A 16,453-nucleotide genomic window follows, 5' to 3' on the forward strand; every position below is an offset into this window, starting at 1 on the left:
TCCCTGCCTCCCTGTTTTGGCTAGAAGTCCTGCCTTTTCTCTGCAGTCTTCAGATATCGCTCAAGAAGAGCCTCTTCCTCTGCGTAATCCGGCTTGCCAAGGCGGGCATTGGCAAGGCGCTTGCCCAGCTCTACTGCCGGCTGATCCAAAGGATTGATGCCCATGAGCCAGCCTGTGAGCACAGTGGCAATCTCAAGGAGCATCATGAGCTTGCCCCCGGATTTTTCCGAGGCATCGTCAAGGCAAATCTGCACAAGGGGAACATCGTGCATGGAAAGCGCCATGCGTGTACCCAGGGCTTCTGCCTCAAGCAGGCAGGAGAAGGGCTTGCCGGAAAGGAACTCCCATCCCTTGGGAAGGGCCGCCGGGAAGGTGGGACCGCTATTGTGTCTGGAGCTTGTGACAAAGAGGCAGGCCTTGTTGCGTATGCCGTCCAAAAACATCTGGTTTACGGAATGCTGATCCGTGACGCCTGTCGCTGGCACAGGCATGGTACCAAGGCCTTCCTTGCCAAGGCTTTCGGCCCACAGCTGTGCAAACCAGGGGCCGTACATCGCAAAGAGCGGCTCGTAGCAGAAGAAGATGAGGTCGGTGTAGCCGTAGTCCTCAAGGGCCTTTGCCCAGGAGGCCAGGGCCATGGAGGGGTGGGTGGCAAGGGAACCCGGGTTTTCCACCAGGGGCCTTGCCAGGGAGGCTGCGCCCTCAAGCAGAGCTTCCCAGTCTATGCCAAGGAAGGCTGCGGGCAGAAGACCCACTGCGGAGAGGGCAGAATAGCGGCCGCCGAGATTGTCCGGCACTTCCAGAGAATCCAGGCCGTGCTCGCGAGCCTCTTCGCGCAAGAAGCCCTTTGCTTCGTCCGTGACCACGATCATGTGATCCTTCCAGGCCTCTCTCAGGGCCTTTTGCAGCCATTCCCTGGCCAAAAAGTACTGGGAAATGGTCTCGATGGTGCCGCCGGATTTGGAGATGGTCACAACAACGGTTCTTTGCGGATCCAGCAGTTTGAACCAGTCGCCAAGGGTTGTCGGGCAGACATTGTCGGCAATCCAGATCTGCTTGCCCTCGTGGCCGCCGTGGCCGGGCATGTCCACACCCCTTGCAAAGGCCTTTTGCATGGCCCTTGTGCCAAGGGCAGAGCCACCTATGCCAAGGACCAGCATATGCTTGTAGGGCCTTGTCTTTTCCACAAGACGGGGCATGTCGCGCTTCAATGTTTCCACATAGCCCATGCGCAGGAAGGGAAGGAGTCCCGCATCCACTTCTCTGGCAAGACGCAGGGAGAGTTCCTGCGCCCTTGCGCCAAGGGATTGTACATGGCTTTCACGAACCCGGGCCGTGCAGGCCCTGGACCATTCCAGATAGGCCATAAGTCACTCCAGTGTTTGCAAAAAAAGAGAGTATGCCCGATGCTTGCGCCATCAGGCATTCTTGCCACAGCACTTCTTGTATTTCTTGCCGCTGCCACAGGGGCAGGGATCGTTTCTCCCCACCTTCGGGGCCTCGCGGCGAACAGGCTCACGGACAAGGGGTACGCCACCGGTGTAGTAGAGCTTGTCCTCGACAGTCTTGAAGTAGGCGTGCTCGCCTATCTCCCTGGCTACTCCGTCCACAACGTAGGCTGCCATGTAGTCTACGTAGTCACAGCCCTCTTCCTCGTCCCTGCCGCTCTGAAGAATGCTAAGACCGAGCCAGTCAATGCCTTCACTGCGCTCTTTCAGCATCTCGGCAGTTACAGGCTCCTCGTCCTCGCTCTGCCAGGCGGTCTTTTCCAGATAGTCCCAGGCGCCCACTGCATAGGCGCAGTAGCGGGTCCGAAGCATGGTAAGCGTATCCTGGGGCCAGCATTTTTCCTCGTGGTACGGGGCACAGCACTCCTCGTAACTCTTGCCACTGCCGCAGGGGCAGGCAGCAGTATTTTCCAGTTCCGGTGTGCTTTCGATTCTTTCTGTATCAGGCATGGTCAAATTGCGGCGCCCTTGCTCCCGTCCCCGGGAAGCGCCTCCTCCTTCTTGAGAGTATTTTGCAGTTTGTGCAGGCAAAAATCCTTACACATTCTTGCCGCAGCATTTCTTGTATTTCTTGCCGCTGCCACAGGGGCAGGGATCGTTTCTTCCCACCTTGGGGGCACGACGGACAGGCCTTGCGCTCAAGGGAACACCTCCAAGATAGATCAGTTTTCCCTCAAAGCTTACGAACAAGGCCCTCTCGAGAATCCTGTGCTCCTGAACGTCGTACTTTTCATCGTACTCGTCATCGTCAGCACCATCTTCATCGTACGGCTGCCATTCGTACACGGCAGTACAGTCGAGTTGATAGTCCACATACTCCATGTGCTCCAGACCCAGGTCCAGGGCAGCCAGATCCAGCTGACTGTCCCCAAGGTCTTCTCTGCCCCTCCCCAAGATAACCATTTGCTTCACATGGATATCTGTATAATCTGTGCTGAACTCTTGCAGGATATCCCTCAGATTGGGGTTGCGCCTGTCGTCCTCGTCAAAGTCGAGCATCTCTGGCTCCAATTGAGGAAAATCAGGCAATACTGCCATGGCAAAGGCACAACATCTTGCCCGTACAAAGCTGACGGCATCCTCTGGCTCTTCTGCTCCGGTAATGTACCTTGCGCAGCATTCTCCGTATGTCTGTCCGCTTCCGCAGGGACAGGGGAATGCAAAATCTCCGGCTTCGGCAGCTTCCTCCCAGGTCAGCTCGCGCATGCCCGTATAGAAAAACCTGCCGTCTTCTGTTTCGTAATAATAGCGTGCAACATGTGGATATGTCGCCTCGCAGTCCAGCCAGCAAACTGTGCCATCAATGTAGTTGCGCCCCTGCTCGTCTGTACCCTGCGAGTACTGTTTGAGATCACTCAAAATCAGCCCCATACGATAGAGCATGATCAGCATATCGCAAGACAGGGGGTCTTCCCCATATTTGAGACGGGATGTCCTTTCAAGATAGTCTCGTCTGCCAAGCTTCATGGCGCTTATACGTGTGCGCATAAAGGTCAGTGCATCTTCAGGCAGACGGGAACCATCGTGATACGGTGCGCAACACTCCTGATAGTACCTCCAGTCATCGTCAAAGTACCTGCCCGTTTTGCAGGGGCAGAGTATATCGCGTCCTTCGGATAGTATGTCTTCTGATTCTGAGCCGGTATAGTAGATTTTGCCGTCAACACGCCTGTAGTAGCAGCGCGTCTCCAATTGAATGTCCCCGTCCAGCATCTCTCCAAAGTACAGATTTTCCAGATATTCTTCGCCGTCCTTCTCCCCGCGCTCAAGGGAATCCATTGATCCCCACGCAATGTCGCAAGCATCCGCAAGAGCATTCAGCTCTTCCGGTCTAAAGAAGATTCTCCCCTCCCTGGGCAGGGCTGTGCGCTCAAGATACTCCCAGTTGTTGCAGGCAAGGGCACAGAAACGGGTGCGCGCCATGGTTTTGGCGTCTTCTGGCCACAGTTTCCCTTCAAGATACGGGGCGCAGCACTTTTCGTACGGCTCCATACTGCTACAGGGGCAGGGATACCCCCTTTGGGCAATCCTGTATTCGCTCCTTGGTGTTGCAGAAGAGTCTACATAGTAGAGTTTCCCATCTATGCGCTCACAGAGGGATCGCTCCACCCATTGCCCAGCCTTCACGTCCTCGGACCTTACGGCCAGAGCCTTCCAGTCTGCAAATTCCCTTCCTTCGCTGTCCACCCCCTTGTTATACAGGATAAAAGTGAAGAAATGCATTTGCGGATCGTCAAGATATTGCTGAAGATATTGCGTGGAAAAATGTTCTTCCTCGGGAGTGTACAGCCTGGCAGTCTTGTCCAGATACTCCCTGTCACGATGTACACAGGCAGTGTAGCGCGTACGAACCATGGTCTCCACATCTTCAGGCCAATTCTTGCCTTCAAGATACGGACCACAGCATTCGTCATACTTTTTGCCACTGCTGCAGGGACAAGCGTCGGGATCCGGCTTTTCAAAGGGCGTATGGGAAGTCTTCAGGGCATCAGCATCACCCCCGGTATCATCCAGATACTCGGAGTCAATGAGGTCCTTCCCCGTAGTGTAGTACACTTTCCCGTCTATGGTAGCAAAATAGTCCCTCTGCTCAACTCTCCTCTCCCCCTCATCCGGCTCTTCTGTCTTGTATTCGTACTCCACAAACTCGTAGCCGTCATCATCTCTGCCGCCATCCAGTATACGCAGTCCACTCCAGGTGCATCCGCTTGCCGATGCCTCCTGCAGGTCTGCAAGCGAGTACGTTGTCTCGCCGGGGTTCTCGTCAAGGTGTTCCGTAGTATTCAGAAAATCCCAGTCTTGCAGACGATATGCAGCAAAGCGCGCACGCACCAGGGTTTTGGCGTCCCTGGGCCAGCGCAGGCCATCAAGATATGGACCGCAGCATTTGCCATACTTTTTGCCACTGCCACAGGGACACTTGTCGTCATCAGCAGGGCGCAAGAAATCTGACTCTGACCTTGGGGCCTCACGCTCGATAAAGTCTGTCCCTGTAGTATAGTATATTTTCCCGTCTATCGTGGTCAAATAGTCCTTTTGTTCCCAGTATTCCACACCGGTCTTGGGATCCATGAGCGTATATTCGTAGCGCACATACTCATACGCACTGTCCTTGTCCCTGCCACTCTCGAGTATGCGCAAGGAACTCCAGGTCCTTCCTTCCTCCCTGGCTTCCTTTTCCATATCCTCGCATGCATAGGTATTCTCGCCCGGGACCTCGTCGTAGTACTCTGTTCCCTTGAGAAAATCCCAGTTCTGCAGGCAATAGGCCGAAAAACGGGCACGAACCAGAGTCTCGGCATCCTCTGGCCAATACATGAGCCCATGGTAGGGTCCACAGCACTCCTTGTAGCTCTTGCCACTGCCGCAGGGACACAGGTCATCCCTTTGCCTTTTGCCAGCCTGTTGTGCTGCCCCTGTCCTGCTTTTGCCATTCCTTGCACTCATGGATGTTGCTCCTTGGCCCAATTCTGTGTTCGGCCTTTTTCGCATCCTCAAAAAACATATACCTTGCGTTCCTGACAGCAAAGCCCTGTGGCCGTACGCATGGATCCGGAACTATTGCCCGTTCCTGGTATGCCGATTATCAGTGTCCCGGCTTCCTTCTTCCTGTTTGCAGCAGCCCTTTTTGTCATGCATGCCCTGCATGCCCCTTTCAATGAGAGGAGAAAAGACTCCCCTGCGCATGGGAGTTCCCACAAAATCCTCCCTTTCCCAGAAGGCTATAAAAGATCCGGAAGAGGGAAGCCCGTGGTCCGCAGGAATAAAGAGACAGCTGGCAATACCGTTCTTTTCCTCGTCGTAGATAACCTTGCCAAGACGATTCATGTCCCTGTCGTAGGCCACAAAGCTCTTGCCCGTAACCTCGCGCTTTCCCTGTACTGCATAGACACGCATAAAATTGCCTTCTGGCTGGACGCGCACTATCTCGGCAAGGCCAAGATCCCGCAAAAGGGCGTTTTGTCTTCTGCCCAAAAAGAAGCTGGATATGCCCGTACCTATGCCAAAAACACCAAATATGGCTGCCAGGTAGAAGGGATTGAAACCTGTGTAGCGCCTAACCATGGAAAGCGAGGCCCGATCCTGCTCCCGCGCGCTTGCAGCCACACTGATGGTATAGGTCTGGAAGGAAGAGGATGGCTGCCCCTCGATGCCCACAGCCAGGGCATAGGTTCCACTGGGTGCTGTTTCACTCACATGCACAAGGCCGCGCCACATGCCTGTTCCGAACCAGTAGCTTGTGAAAAAGCCCTGAAACTCGAAGGAAAGAGGGGCGTCGGCCGGAATCGGGAAGGCGCGCATCTCGCTTGCAAGCGCAGGCCCGCTGCCCATGGGGCCGGAAACTGCCTCGCTTGTGCCAGGCAGCATTTCCAGTCTGTAGGATCCGCCCCCGCGCATGCGCGACAAGAGACCGTCTGCCAGAACCACAAAGGCCAGAATAAGGAGCACCGCGGCAAAAACGCCCGCAAGGCGCTGCCTGTTGCGTGCGCCGGAGTAAAGCAGCCATTCCGGGCTTTCGGCCAGCGGGATACTGTCCCTGACCATCTGTTCCTCGTGGGCGTCACTCGGGGGTGTTTGAGGGGTCTGTGCTTGCATATATCTACCTTCCTGTGAATTTGTCCTTTGCAAGAATAGATGGAAGCAGCCTCTTGGGCAAGCACAATGCTTGTGACATTCAGGCAAAGGCAAGAGGGCAAAAAAAAACTGCCCGCAAACCAATGGGGCAGTGTAGGGTGACATCCCCACTTGCCGGGCAAGGGGAGCCGACAAGCGGGATGTCTGTGGAGATTTTTAGAGCGCGATCTGTGTGGGGCGCTGCACACACAGGGAAGATTCGGCCACCTTCCAGTGCACAAGGGAATGTTTCTTGTGGCCCGGCAGGCGTACAAGTCCTTCGTCCGCATCGGCGTACATCATGCGCACACGGGAACAGGCAAACCTTGCCGCAGTCCATGTCACGATGGTGATGCCGAAAAAGTACTGGCAGAAAACGGAAAGAGAAGAAGCCGGATTCAGATAGGACTGATACATGGCAACACACACGGCAGCCAGCATGACCAGATTTGCTGCTACGCGGATGGCACACAGCCATATGGTTCTCTTGTACTGATTGTCTGTGCTGTTTCTTCTCATTTTTACACTCCTTCTCCCTTAGGCGGGGCCCCCAATGGGAGCCCCGCCAAGGGGGATACATCAATGTAGGATTGCTACTTCTTGAAGATGTTCGTCTTAGACACGTTCATGAAGCGCAGGGCCTGATGCTTGGCATTTTCCTTGTAGTAAATGCGGCATTCGTCGCCGGCTTCCCAAGTGCTGGGGGGCAGCTCAAGGTATTCTGCGGGCACCTTGAAGGTGACGATTTCATGCAGGCGCTTGGAGTATTCGGTGATGGTGCCGTTGTCCTTGTCGATGACAGGGAACTTGTGGCCGGCAACCTTGGGGTTGGAGGGCAGGATGTTCTTCTGGATGTCGGTGAACTCGACCTTGACGGTCTCAAGCTTGCCATCCCTGAAGATGATCACTTCGCTCTTCTCGGTGTTGATCTGCACGCGTCCGCCGGGAACGGGCTCGGGGCCGATTTCAGCAGGATCTGCGGGCATGGTGTAGGTCATCACACCACCGGTGTAGGAAGGATTCTGCACATCGTGATTGACGTCCAGGACCATGGTAAAGGTCTGTTTGCTGGCGTCGTAGGCCACACAGCGCCCCTGTTCAACCTGTCCGAACTCGCATGCAGCCAGGCCGAGGCAGAGGACGAACAAAGCCAATATCTTGTAATACGTTCTCATGATGTCCTCCTAGTTCTGCGCAGCGCGTCTCTTTTCCGCGAGTTCCTGCTTGGCACCCTGGACCATCTTGGCGGCGATGTAGATGGAGATACCGGACACGAAGCCGAGCACCACCACAGTGGACACGCCGTTGATGAAGCCAGCGTAGGCGGGGAAGTAGGGCTGTATCAGCTTGAGGACAACGGAGCACAGGCAGCCGAGGACGGCCAGGCCGAAGGCTGTGCGGATGCCGTAGCCCTTGATGTACTTTGTGGCAACTGCGCCAATCTGGGCGCCAACGGCAGCACCGATGAGCATGATAAGAGCGGCAACCAGTTCGGTACGCCCCTTCAGGGTGTAGGTGGCAGCGCCGTACAGGCCGGAGATGGCAACTTCAAAGAGGTCGGTGCCGACTGCGATGTGGGTCGGGCAGCCAACGAGGTACACCAGGGCGGGCATACGGATGAGGCCGCCGCCGATGCCGAGGATACCGGCGAGAACGCCAGTGAGGAAGGACACGCAGATGGGGAGCCATGCGGAGCAGTAGATGCCGGCCTGATGGAAGTGGACCATCGGGGGGATCTTGATGGCGTGGAGCTTGGTAGCCCAGTCAAGGCCGGTGGCCTTTTCGTCAAGGACTTCGCCCTTGGCAGCGGCTTCGCGTTCCTTCTTCTTGCGCAGGGCCACGTCATGGAAGACCATCCAGGCCATGAGGATGAGCAGGACAACGTAGAGCCAGCGGACAACCTGATCGACGCTGCCGAGGCGTTCGAGCTGCATGACTATCTGGGCGCCGATTTCCACGCCCACCACGGTACCGACAAGCATTGTCAGACCGAGCTTGTAGTCAACGTTGCCGAAGCGGCCGTGACGCATGGTGGAAATAAGGGATTTACCAGCCATGTGAGCCACGTCGGTACCAATGGCGAAGGCCATCGGGAAACCAAGGATGTTCAGGCCGGGGGTAACCATCCAGGCGCCGCCCATGCCGAAGAAGCCGCCGATGATGCCGACACCAAGACCCAGGATGATGAGGCCGGGCCAGAAAACGGTGCAGCCGGAAATGGGCATCAAAACATACAACCAGTCCATAATGTACCTCCCTATTCGGCCGCTTTCCTGTGCTTGAGGTCGATGCCGATGTGATTCATGACCAGGTCAGCCAGCATACCGAACACACAACCGGTAATCGGAATGATGACGATGGTCAGAAGCATGAAGTACAGATGGCTGTCATTGTACATCTGGGCCCACCACAGCAGAATGCCGTCGAGGCGCCTGGTGTCAGCGACAATAACCACGTTGGCTGCCGCCTTCTTGGCAGCAACGGCCAAACCAGGGGCTATCAGCAACATTGTTGCCAGACAGCCTACGAACCACGCTGAAACTTTCAGTGACAGTTTTCTCAGCTTCGTCATGACTCTCTCCTTGTCAAATCGTTCTGAGACTTGAGCGCAAGTCCTGATTATGGGGTGAATGCGCATCAATTCGAAATCCAGCTGGCATGTAGCATAAAGCGTGCCATTGCGTGATTTTGCGCGAAAAAATTTTTTAGAAACCCATGCAAGCCCCGTGTCTTGTGAAAAAAGTTGCAAATTGACTGTTCCAATGCTACACAAGGCGTGTCACCATCACCGGAGTCGCGCAATGTCTGATCTGCACTTTTCTCCGCGCCTTTTTCGCGTTTCCAAACCCCGCTTTTGGGGCAAATCCGGGCTTGTCCGCAGGCTGATGCTTTTTTGCCTGCCATTTCCCCTGATAATCCTGGTTGCGCTTTTTCTAATCACGCATCGCAACGTGGAAGAGAATCTCGCAAACGCAATCGCGCAAAACTCCTATATCCTCTCCCAGAGCATGGGAATTGCGCTATCCCAGACACTGCAGGAAACTCGCAACCAGATTGCAGTACTCGCAACCGGTTCGAACAGTTTCGAGGAACTCAGGCATCGCATCTGGCGCAGACTCGAAACCCTCAACGCCATGGGTGATGCACGCTTTTGCGAAGCGGCCTTTTTGGGGCTGGGACAATTGTCCAGCAAACGCTTCCTCTGGATCCAGGACAAGGGCAAGATGAGAGCCATTGACCCCGAGCAGATCGAAATACAGTCTGCCTCGCCCTTCCATCTTCCCCTGCGTCAGCCAGGCGAACACGAAGTTGTGCTCTCCATTCCCACAGAGGTCTCCTATTCCTTCAGCGATCCCGCCAACAAGACTCCGCAGACCCAGGTGACCCTGCAGCTCATGCGCTTTACCGCTCCTGTGACACTCTCGGACGGAACCTTTGCGGGGTACCTCATCCTCTCTGTGGATCTTGCCTGGTTGCGCGATACGATTTCTTCTTGCGCGGTAGCCATGCGCAAGGGGGAACAAACGCCTCTGACCTTTTTTGTGGACAACGCAGGCTGGATGATCTTCGAGACAGGGGCTCAAAAGGAGAACGGGCATTCCAGAGCAGCCGTCATCGACATGGTCCGCTCGGGCTTCCAGGGCGATTTTGGCAGGGCAGGCTATGCCCCGGGCTTTCGCCCAGGAGCCGAGTACTATTCCTACTGGACCATGATGAACCACATCCAGAAAAACGAGGCCGGCCAATTCCAGACAAGCAGGATTCCCTGGAACAAGGATGGCATTCCTGTCGAAACCGTCAGCTACGCACCGGTAACCTATATGTCCGGTGCCGAGGGACGCAGGGACATTGTGGGCGGCATAGTTGTTCTCGACACATCCTTTGCTGCCGCATCCCAGCGCTCCAAGCTCCACAGCCGCTATCTTGTGGCCTGTGCCGTTGCAGCCCTGCTTCTTTCCGTCTCCCTCTTTTTCATCGGCATGGCCATACGCAAAAGCCTAAGAACCCTTGGTCGCGACATAGCCGAATCCACCTCCTCTGCCCTTGCAAAGCCCCTGCCCGACCGCAGCGCGCCGAAGGAGGTGCAGGAGGTGCGCGAATCGGTCAATCGCCTGCTCGAACAGCTGCGGAATCTTGAAGACGAGCGAGACATGGAAAATACCCTCGCCTCTGCCCGCATAGAGGTCGAGGAAGCGCACAACATGCCCACCGAAATTCCCGTTCCGCCGGACGGCATCATAGGCGTGAGCCTTGAGATGCGAAACCTGCGCCAGAACATCCTTCAGGCAGCCAAAGTCCAGGCAGACGTGCTCGTCATGGGAGAAACCGGTACTGGCAAGGAACTGATCAGCCGCGCCATTCACATGCATTCTGCCAACAGCGAAGGCCCCTTCATGACCATCAACTGTGGTGCTCTCGATGAAGGCCTTCTCATGGACAGCCTTTTTGGTCACGTGAAGGGGGCCTACACCGAAGCGCGCGAGGCGCGCAAGGGTGCTTTCCTCACTGCCGAGGGTGGCACACTCATGCTCGACGAGATAGGCAACGCCTCCCCAAAGGTCCAGCAGGCTCTTTTGCGTGCTCTTTCCGACAGGCGCATCACCCCGCTTGGCTCGGATACAAGTGTTCCCTTCAACACCAGGGTCATTGCAGCCACCAACGCCGACCTGCGCGAGGAAATACAAAAGGGGACCTTCAGGGAGGATCTCTATTTCCGCCTGGCTGTCATCACTATCCATACCATCCCCTTGCGCGAACACAAGATGGACATCCCCTATCTTGTAATGTTCTTCCTGCGCGAGGCTCGCGCTCAGGCCCATTCAAACAAGCCCATTCCTCGTATGAGCAAGGGCGCCCTAAGCCAGCTCATGCACTACCACTGGCCAGGCAATGTGCGCGAGCTGAGCAATACCATTTTCCGCACTGCAGCCTTCTGCGACGGGGACATCATCCTGCCCCATCACCTGCATCTCGGAGCAGACTCTTCCCAGAACGACAAAAAGGGCAAATTGCGCAAAGGCAAGTCTTCCAAGGCCCAGCAGCCGGACGTAGCTGGCAGGAAGCAGGACGAAAAGGCTACCGACAACGTACTCCCGGCAGTTGTTCCCCAAACGCCAGCACCCGTCCCGGCTCCTCTCCCGGAATCCATTTCGGAAGCTGTGAAACCTGCTCCGACCAAGGTTGCTCCCGGGGAAGCAAACCCTGAACCCGCAAAAAGAGCGGAAGCCAGCGCAGAATTCCAGGACGGAAGAAAGGATATTTCCGAATTTCCGAGACTGCAGAAGCTTTTGCCAAAACTTACCGAGCTTGGCTCATTCAGCCGCAAGGACTATCAGGAGCTCGCTCAGGTTTCGGTGCGCACAGCCCAGTACGATCTGCAGCTCTATGTGGAGGAAGGCTATCTTGAGCGCAAGGGCAGAGGTCCTAGCCAGCGCTATCTTGTGGCAGGGGAACACGCTCCAAAATCCGAAATACTCCCGGATTAACCTGCAGGACCAATCAGAGAGCAGATGGGAGAGTCTAATATTCCATGGCTCCATCCTGGCTTGCATCGTACAGGGATGCCGAGACAATCTCTTTTTCCGGCAGGGCACGCACCTGCTGCACGGCACGGACAAGCTCTTCCCTGTCCTTTACTGCAAGTCTTCCCAGATCCCCGTCCTCAAAAAAGGTGAGCGCCTGCAGGGCTGCCCTGGGAGCAAAGGCCGAGCCATAGAGAGCCCTTGCTCCTGCAAGGCCATCCGCAAGGCTCAAGCCAGCGCGCAGGAGGGCTGCCATATCAAAGTAGTCCTTCCACTGTGCCCTTTGCGTCACTACCGCAAGCTTGAGCGCCAGCAAATCCTCAAGGCAGGCAAGCTGTATCCCGTATTTTCTGTCTACAACCGGCCTTCCCAGACGCCCAATGCCAATGCCACCGAAGAAGGACAGATAGACACCCTCTTCCGTTTTCAGGGACAGGGTATTTCTCTCATCCTGAACTATGGCTCCTCTTGCTCTAGCTGGCAGCATCTCAAGGAGCTTCGTCTTCTCGAAGTCGCAGGATGTGAAGAAATCGAAATCAAGGGATGTTCTGTGTTCGAGCTGCAGGGCTATTGCTGTTCCCCCATAGAGGACAAATCCAAATTGCGAGACGGGCCCAAGCTCTGCCCAAAGCCCCTGCTGACTCTTTGGGAGAATCTCGTAGTGGAGCGTTGTCGTCATGAAAACCTCCGTACAGGCAATGGCGGCACCTCGCCCACACTTGTGTCTGCCACCATGTAGTGCCAGTAGTGCCAGGGCCTTTGTGTGAACTGCCCTGCCTGCGCATGCTCAAGGACCCAGCGCAGGCGCTCCTTTCCCAGGGCTTCCAGAAGGCGCATGCTGTCCTCGAAGGTCCCCAGCTGCATGACCTGCGCTATCAGCATATCCGGCCTTTGCAGCGTCATTTCTGGAGTCTTCCACCAAATGTAGTTTGCCAGGGAGCGTAGAATTTTCATTTCCCGCTCGCCAAGGCGCAAAGCCTCGAATATCTTCCTTTCGCACTCGTCCATGCGTGTTCCGATGTTGCCTCTTTTTGCGTGCAGCGGAACCGGAGTCCCGCTACACGTCCTTCTGTTGGCGCCGCTGCTGCAAGGGCACCCTAGTCTTCCATCTCTCGTCCGCGCTCGTTGGCCTTCAACACCGCCCGCCCAAGCTTTGCGGAAAGGCCTTCCTCGTTCATGGCGTTCACCCCGGCAATGGTGAGGCCAGCAGGCGAGCACACGTTGTCGCGCATGGCCATGAGGTGTTCTGCGGAATTTTCCGCTGCCATCTTCGCACATCCTGCAAAGAGTTCCGTCACCATACTGCGACTCTGGGCATGGGAAAAGCCCAGGGTGACGCCTGCCATGACAAGGCCCTCCATGAGATCGAAGACATAGGCAGGCCCGGCACCTATGAGGGCCGAGAAGGGGGTGAACTGCTCTTCTGTCAGTTCCAGGCACAGGCCAAGGTCCGCGAAGATCCCCTTCACGCACTCCTTCTCTTTTTCCCCGGCCTTCTTGTCAAAGCACAGGGCAAAGACGCCACGGCTGACCATGGCAGGCGTGTTCGGCATGCACCGAACCACAGTGCAGCAATTGTCCGCAGCCTTTTTCAAGGTCTTCAGGCTTGTGCCGGCAGCGATGGAAACAAGGATTTTGCCGGAAAGAAGCTTCTTGTCGAGGCTCTCTATGACATCCTCTATCTGATAGGGCTTGACCCCAAGGATCAAAACAGAACTCTTGCGCACAAGATCATTGGCGTCCGTAGCAGCCTCAACTCCCATTTCAAGCAGCGGATCGAGTCTTTTCATGGTTCTTGTCCAGCCAATAAGGCTGTACTTTCCAGTAGCAGCCAGCCCCTTGAGGATGGCGCCGCCCATATTGCCGCAACCAAGAATACCCACACAAAGCTCTGCCATTTTTGTCCTCCACTATGACAATGCCTGCCGCGATTGCGGCAGGCATTGATCTGTCTTGCGGTATTTTTGTCCGGGCTGTTCCCGAACTACTTGTTCTTTATGGCCTGCATGCTCGGCAGACCCTTTACTATCTGCAGGGCAAGGCGCAGCTGATTGTCCTTTGCAAGCTGCTCCTTCGTCTGCTTGTCTTCGCTCTTCTTCTCTGCGTTTGGCGCATCACCCTCGGCATTGCTGTTTTCCAGATGGCGGTTCAGGTCTGCCTCGCGCAAAAGGAAGCGATTTTCCTTGTCCTTGTCCGAAGGCATTTCAAAGGGAATCTCTATGTCCGGAGAAACACCTTCTGCCTGAATGGATCTGTTGTCCGGGGTATAGTAGAGGGCGACCGTGAGCTTGAGGCCCGAACCGTCTGCCAAGGGAATGATGTTCTGCACAGAACCCTTGCCAAAGGAGCGTTCGCCCACAATGGCAGCCCTGTGCTGATCCTTCAGGGCTCCTGCCACGATTTCCGATGCGGATGCAGAGCCTGCGTTGATAAGAACAACCATGGGAGCTTCAACATCCGTGGGCTGGGCCTGAGCCGTGTACACGCGTTCGGTCACGTTGCTTCTGCCCTTGATGGAAACAATGGTTCCCTTTTGCAGGAAGAGATCCGAAACACTCACTGCCTGGCTGAGAAGACCGCCGGGGTTGTTGCGCAAATCAAGCACAATACCCTTGATGCCTGTCTTGCCGGCTTCTTTCTTTGCTTTGGCAAAAGCCTCGATGAGCTCGTCCGTGGTCTTTTCCGAGAAGCGGGTCACACGGATCCAGTAGTAGCCGTCCTCCAGCTTCTTGCTCTTGACGCTGACAATGGGAATTGCCCCGCGCACAATGCTCAAGGAAACGGGTTCCCTGCCATTGGTGTGCAGGATGGAAAGCTCGACCTTGGTTCCCTTGGGGCCGCGAATGCGCGAAACCACGTCCTGCAGGGTCATTTCCTGGGTCGACTGGCCGTTGATGGTCAGGATGATGTCGCCGGTCTTCATGCCGGCGTTGAAGGCAGGGGTGTCCTCGATGGGGGCAACCACTGTCACCTGGCCGTTTTCCATGGCAATTTCCACGCCAATGCCGAAAAACTCGCCCGACGTGGTTTCCTGCATTTCCTTGTATTCGTCTGCGCTCATGAAGGAGGAATGCGGATCCAGCCCCTGCAGCATCCCCTTGATGGCTCCATCGACAAGTTCTGCCTGACCTATGTCGTTCACGTAGGAACGTTCAACTATGTCGAGGACCTGTCCGAAACGGCGCAGGGCGTCGAATTTGCTCAAGGGCTGCTGTTTGCCCTCGTTCTGAGCCTGCTTTGTCGCTGCAGGCTGTGCCCCTGCGGGCACAGGCATGCTGCAGCCGCAGCACAAGATAAGCAGCAGGAGACAAACCCCTGCAAGGCGGTGTCGCATGAAGCTATCCTCCAGAAAAATGTTGCCGCATCGTGCCTTTTTTCCCTGCAAAAGGCAATGAGAAAGCAGACTTCCGCTAAAGGGAACCCAAAAAAGGGAGCGCCTTCGGAAAAACCGAAAACACTCCCTCTTTCATTCAGAATATGGGCCTTGCGGCCGGAAAGGAATCTATCCCGAGGTTAGTCAACCTTGATGAAGGAAGAACCCTTGGCGCCGCACACGGGACAGGCACCGTCAAAGGGACCTTCGTGGGTGTAGCCGCACACGGGGCAGATGTAGTAGTCACCGGTGAAGGCGTTGGCGTCCTCGATGGCCTTCTTGTAGAGCTTGGCATGCACTTCTTCCACCTTGTTGGCGAAATCAAAGTACTTTGCCACCTTCTCGTTGCCTTCTTCCAAGGCTTCCTTGTACATTTCGGGATACATCTTGGTGAATTCGTAGGTTTCACCCTCAAGAGCGTCCTTCAGATTGGCAGCGGTGTCACCGATCTTGCCGGCATTGCGCAGATGGGCATGGGCGTGAATGGTCTCGGCGGCTGCGGCTGCACGGAACAGCTTGGCAATCTGGGCCTTGCCTTCCTGATCTGCCACCTTTGCGTAGGCAAGGTACTTGCGGTTGGCCTGGCTCTCGCCTGCAAAGGCGTCCATCAAATTTTTCTCGGTCTTGCTCATAATGGTAAACCTCTCTTCACAAGGGTATTTGAAAATTATTGATAATAGTTGTCTGTTTGCCACAGACAGACAATATCTAATGCCCAAATTTCTTCTGTAAAGGGGCAGATTGCAAAATTTTGTGTGACAGGGCACAAAAGGGCTTCTTCCCTCCTACATTTTCTGCATCTTATGACACAAGAGACGACATCCCTCATACCTGCGCTTGCGATGGGAGAGCTGCACGAAACCTCTCTCCTTATAAAGAAAAGCCGCTTCATCACCCATATAGGACACTGTTCCAGCGTGGCCGAGGCGAAGGACGGCATCGAGGCCGTCCGCAGCACCTACGCCGACGCAACCCACAACTGTTGGGCCTTTGTGGCCTGCCCTGCCGGCTCAAGCGCCCAGGTTGGCTGCAGCGATGATGGGGAACCTCACGGAACAGCTGGACGGCCCATGCTCACAACCCTGCTGCACTCAAACGTTGGAGAGCTTTTTTGCGTGGTCACCCGCTACTTCGGAGGCATCAAGCTTGGCACAGGGGGCCTTGTCCGCGCCTATCAGCAAAGCGTTGCCCTCTGCCTCGAAAACCTTCCTGTCTGCGCCAAGACAGAACTTGCCAGCCTCAAGGTGGAAATAGCCTACGCGGACAGCGACAGGGTACACCGCCTGTTGCCAGCTCATGCGGCAAATATTATTGGAGAGGAGTTTGCTTCCTCCATGGTTCTTTCCCTGGAAATGCCGGCAGACAGGAGAGACGAACTCACTCTTGCCCTTGCAGAGTGCACCAACGGCAGGGCCAGAATACTTCCGGATTGAGAC

The 16,453-nt window shown here is 55.7% G+C and carries 14 protein-coding genes and 2 pseudogenes; 2 read left to right on the forward strand and 14 right to left on the reverse strand.

Annotation, left to right across the window (positions count from 1 at the left end; translation table 11 throughout):
• Positions 1–20: 20 nt before the first annotated feature.
• From B5F76_RS01105 to B5F76_RS01140, 9 genes and pseudogenes are all read right to left on the reverse strand, one after another.
• Positions 21–1,367, reverse strand: coding sequence for a glucose-6-phosphate isomerase (locus tag B5F76_RS01105; RefSeq protein ID WP_087349806.1), 1,347 nt, complete (start codon positions 1,365–1,367; stop codon positions 21–23).
• Positions 1,368–1,418: 51 nt separating this feature from the next.
• Entirely contained in the window at positions 1,419–1,958 is a 540-nt protein-coding gene (locus B5F76_RS15050; protein WP_144268355.1) for a YchJ family protein, read from the reverse strand.
• 87 nt (positions 1,959–2,045) lie between these two features.
• Positions 2,046–2,138, reverse strand: a pseudogene (locus tag B5F76_RS15275) (SEC-C metal-binding domain-containing protein); the annotation flags it as partial.
• A gap of 477 nt (positions 2,139–2,615) precedes the next feature.
• A pseudogene (locus B5F76_RS01115) lies at positions 2,616–5,000 on the reverse strand (YchJ family metal-binding protein); the annotation flags it as partial.
• Positions 5,001–5,066: 66 nt separating this feature from the next.
• Positions 5,067–6,104, reverse strand: coding sequence for a hypothetical protein (locus B5F76_RS01120; protein ID WP_144268356.1), 1,038 nt, complete (start codon positions 6,102–6,104; stop codon positions 5,067–5,069).
• 195 nt (positions 6,105–6,299) lie between these two features.
• Positions 6,300–6,641 carry a hypothetical protein gene (locus B5F76_RS01125; RefSeq protein ID WP_087349815.1) on the reverse strand — a complete coding sequence of 114 codons (342 nt, stop codon included), beginning with the start codon at positions 6,639–6,641 and terminating at the stop codon, positions 6,300–6,302.
• Positions 6,642–6,715: 74 nt separating this feature from the next.
• Positions 6,716–7,297 (reverse strand): DUF4881 domain-containing protein, encoded by a 582-nt coding sequence (locus B5F76_RS01130; protein ID WP_087349817.1) that lies wholly within the window; start codon positions 7,295–7,297, stop codon positions 6,716–6,718.
• Positions 7,298–7,306: 9 nt separating this feature from the next.
• Positions 7,307–8,368 carry a sulfite exporter TauE/SafE family protein gene (locus B5F76_RS01135; RefSeq protein ID WP_087349819.1) on the reverse strand — a complete coding sequence of 354 codons (1,062 nt, stop codon included), beginning with the start codon at positions 8,366–8,368 and terminating at the stop codon, positions 7,307–7,309.
• 11 nt (positions 8,369–8,379) lie between these two features.
• Positions 8,380–8,694 carry a DVU0150 family protein gene (locus B5F76_RS01140; RefSeq protein ID WP_087349821.1) on the reverse strand — a complete coding sequence of 105 codons (315 nt, stop codon included), beginning with the start codon at positions 8,692–8,694 and terminating at the stop codon, positions 8,380–8,382.
• Between the two features lie 229 nt (positions 8,695–8,923).
• Here B5F76_RS01140 and B5F76_RS01145 point away from each other — a divergent pair, with 229 nt between their 5' ends.
• Positions 8,924–11,608 carry a sigma-54-dependent transcriptional regulator gene (locus B5F76_RS01145; protein ID WP_162608615.1) on the forward strand — a complete coding sequence of 895 codons (2,685 nt, stop codon included), beginning with the start codon at positions 8,924–8,926 and terminating at the stop codon, positions 11,606–11,608.
• A gap of 34 nt (positions 11,609–11,642) precedes the next feature.
• Here B5F76_RS01145 and B5F76_RS01150 read toward each other — a convergent pair whose 3' ends face one another.
• The 5 genes from B5F76_RS01150 to B5F76_RS01170 all read right to left on the reverse strand — a co-directional run bounded on the left by B5F76_RS01150 (position 11,643) and on the right by B5F76_RS01170 (position 15,649).
• Entirely contained in the window at positions 11,643–12,323 is a 681-nt protein-coding gene (locus tag B5F76_RS01150) for a nucleotidyl transferase AbiEii/AbiGii toxin family protein (protein WP_087349826.1), read from the reverse strand.
• The gene (locus B5F76_RS01155) at positions 12,320–12,652 is read right to left on the reverse strand and encodes a hypothetical protein (protein WP_204218286.1); all 333 of its coding nucleotides are present in this window, start codon (positions 12,650–12,652) and stop codon (positions 12,320–12,322) included. Before B5F76_RS01155 ends, B5F76_RS01150 begins: the two co-directional genes overlap by 4 nt.
• An 89-nt stretch (positions 12,653–12,741) precedes the next feature.
• Entirely contained in the window at positions 12,742–13,542 is an 801-nt protein-coding gene (gene proC, locus B5F76_RS01160; RefSeq protein WP_087349828.1) for a pyrroline-5-carboxylate reductase, read from the reverse strand.
• Positions 13,543–13,628: 86 nt separating this feature from the next.
• A complete protein-coding gene (locus tag B5F76_RS01165; RefSeq protein WP_087349830.1) occupies positions 13,629–14,978 on the reverse strand; it encodes a S41 family peptidase in 1,350 nt (449 codons plus the stop codon).
• Between the two features lie 179 nt (positions 14,979–15,157).
• On the reverse strand, positions 15,158–15,649 hold the full coding sequence (locus B5F76_RS01170; protein ID WP_087349832.1) for a rubrerythrin family protein: 492 nt from the start codon (positions 15,647–15,649) through the stop codon (positions 15,158–15,160).
• A 171-nt stretch (positions 15,650–15,820) separates the two neighbouring features.
• Between B5F76_RS01170 and B5F76_RS01175 the strand changes: the two genes are divergently transcribed.
• Entirely contained in the window at positions 15,821–16,450 is a 630-nt protein-coding gene (locus B5F76_RS01175) for a YigZ family protein (protein WP_204218287.1), read from the forward strand.
• Positions 16,451–16,453: the final 3 nt, after the last annotated feature.

It is taken from the genome of Desulfovibrio sp. An276, assembly GCF_002159665.1.
GTDB classification, from domain to species: Bacteria; Desulfobacterota; Desulfovibrionia; order Desulfovibrionales; family Desulfovibrionaceae; genus Desulfovibrio; species Desulfovibrio faecigallinarum.

Coding starts and splice junctions, on each gene's coding strand:
- B5F76_RS01105 (WP_087349806.1), bottom strand. CDS start 1,367: ATGGCCTATCTGGAATGGTCCAGGGCCTGCACGGCCCGGGTTCGTGAA.
- B5F76_RS15050 (WP_144268355.1), bottom strand. CDS start 1,958: ATGCCTGATACAGAAAGAATCGAAAGCACACCGGAACTGGAAAATACT.
- B5F76_RS01120 (WP_144268356.1), bottom strand. CDS start 6,104: ATGCAAGCACAGACCCCTCAAACACCCCCGAGTGACGCCCACGAGGAA.
- B5F76_RS01125 (WP_087349815.1), bottom strand. CDS start 6,641: ATGAGAAGAAACAGCACAGACAATCAGTACAAGAGAACCATATGGCTG.
- B5F76_RS01130 (WP_087349817.1), bottom strand. CDS start 7,297: ATGAGAACGTATTACAAGATATTGGCTTTGTTCGTCCTCTGCCTCGGC.
- B5F76_RS01135 (WP_087349819.1), bottom strand. CDS start 8,368: ATGGACTGGTTGTATGTTTTGATGCCCATTTCCGGCTGCACCGTTTTC.
- B5F76_RS01140 (WP_087349821.1), bottom strand. CDS start 8,694: ATGACGAAGCTGAGAAAACTGTCACTGAAAGTTTCAGCGTGGTTCGTA.
- B5F76_RS01145 (WP_162608615.1), top strand. CDS start 8,924: ATGTCTGATCTGCACTTTTCTCCGCGCCTTTTTCGCGTTTCCAAACCC.
- B5F76_RS01150 (WP_087349826.1), bottom strand. CDS start 12,323: ATGACGACAACGCTCCACTACGAGATTCTCCCAAAGAGTCAGCAGGGG.
- B5F76_RS01155 (WP_204218286.1), bottom strand. CDS start 12,652: ATGGACGAGTGCGAAAGGAAGATATTCGAGGCTTTGCGCCTTGGCGAG.
- proC (WP_087349828.1), bottom strand. CDS start 13,542: ATGGCAGAGCTTTGTGTGGGTATTCTTGGTTGCGGCAATATGGGCGGC.
- B5F76_RS01165 (WP_087349830.1), bottom strand. CDS start 14,978: ATGCGACACCGCCTTGCAGGGGTTTGTCTCCTGCTGCTTATCTTGTGC.
- B5F76_RS01170 (WP_087349832.1), bottom strand. CDS start 15,649: ATGAGCAAGACCGAGAAAAATTTGATGGACGCCTTTGCAGGCGAGAGC.
- B5F76_RS01175 (WP_204218287.1), top strand. CDS start 15,821: ATGACACAAGAGACGACATCCCTCATACCTGCGCTTGCGATGGGAGAG.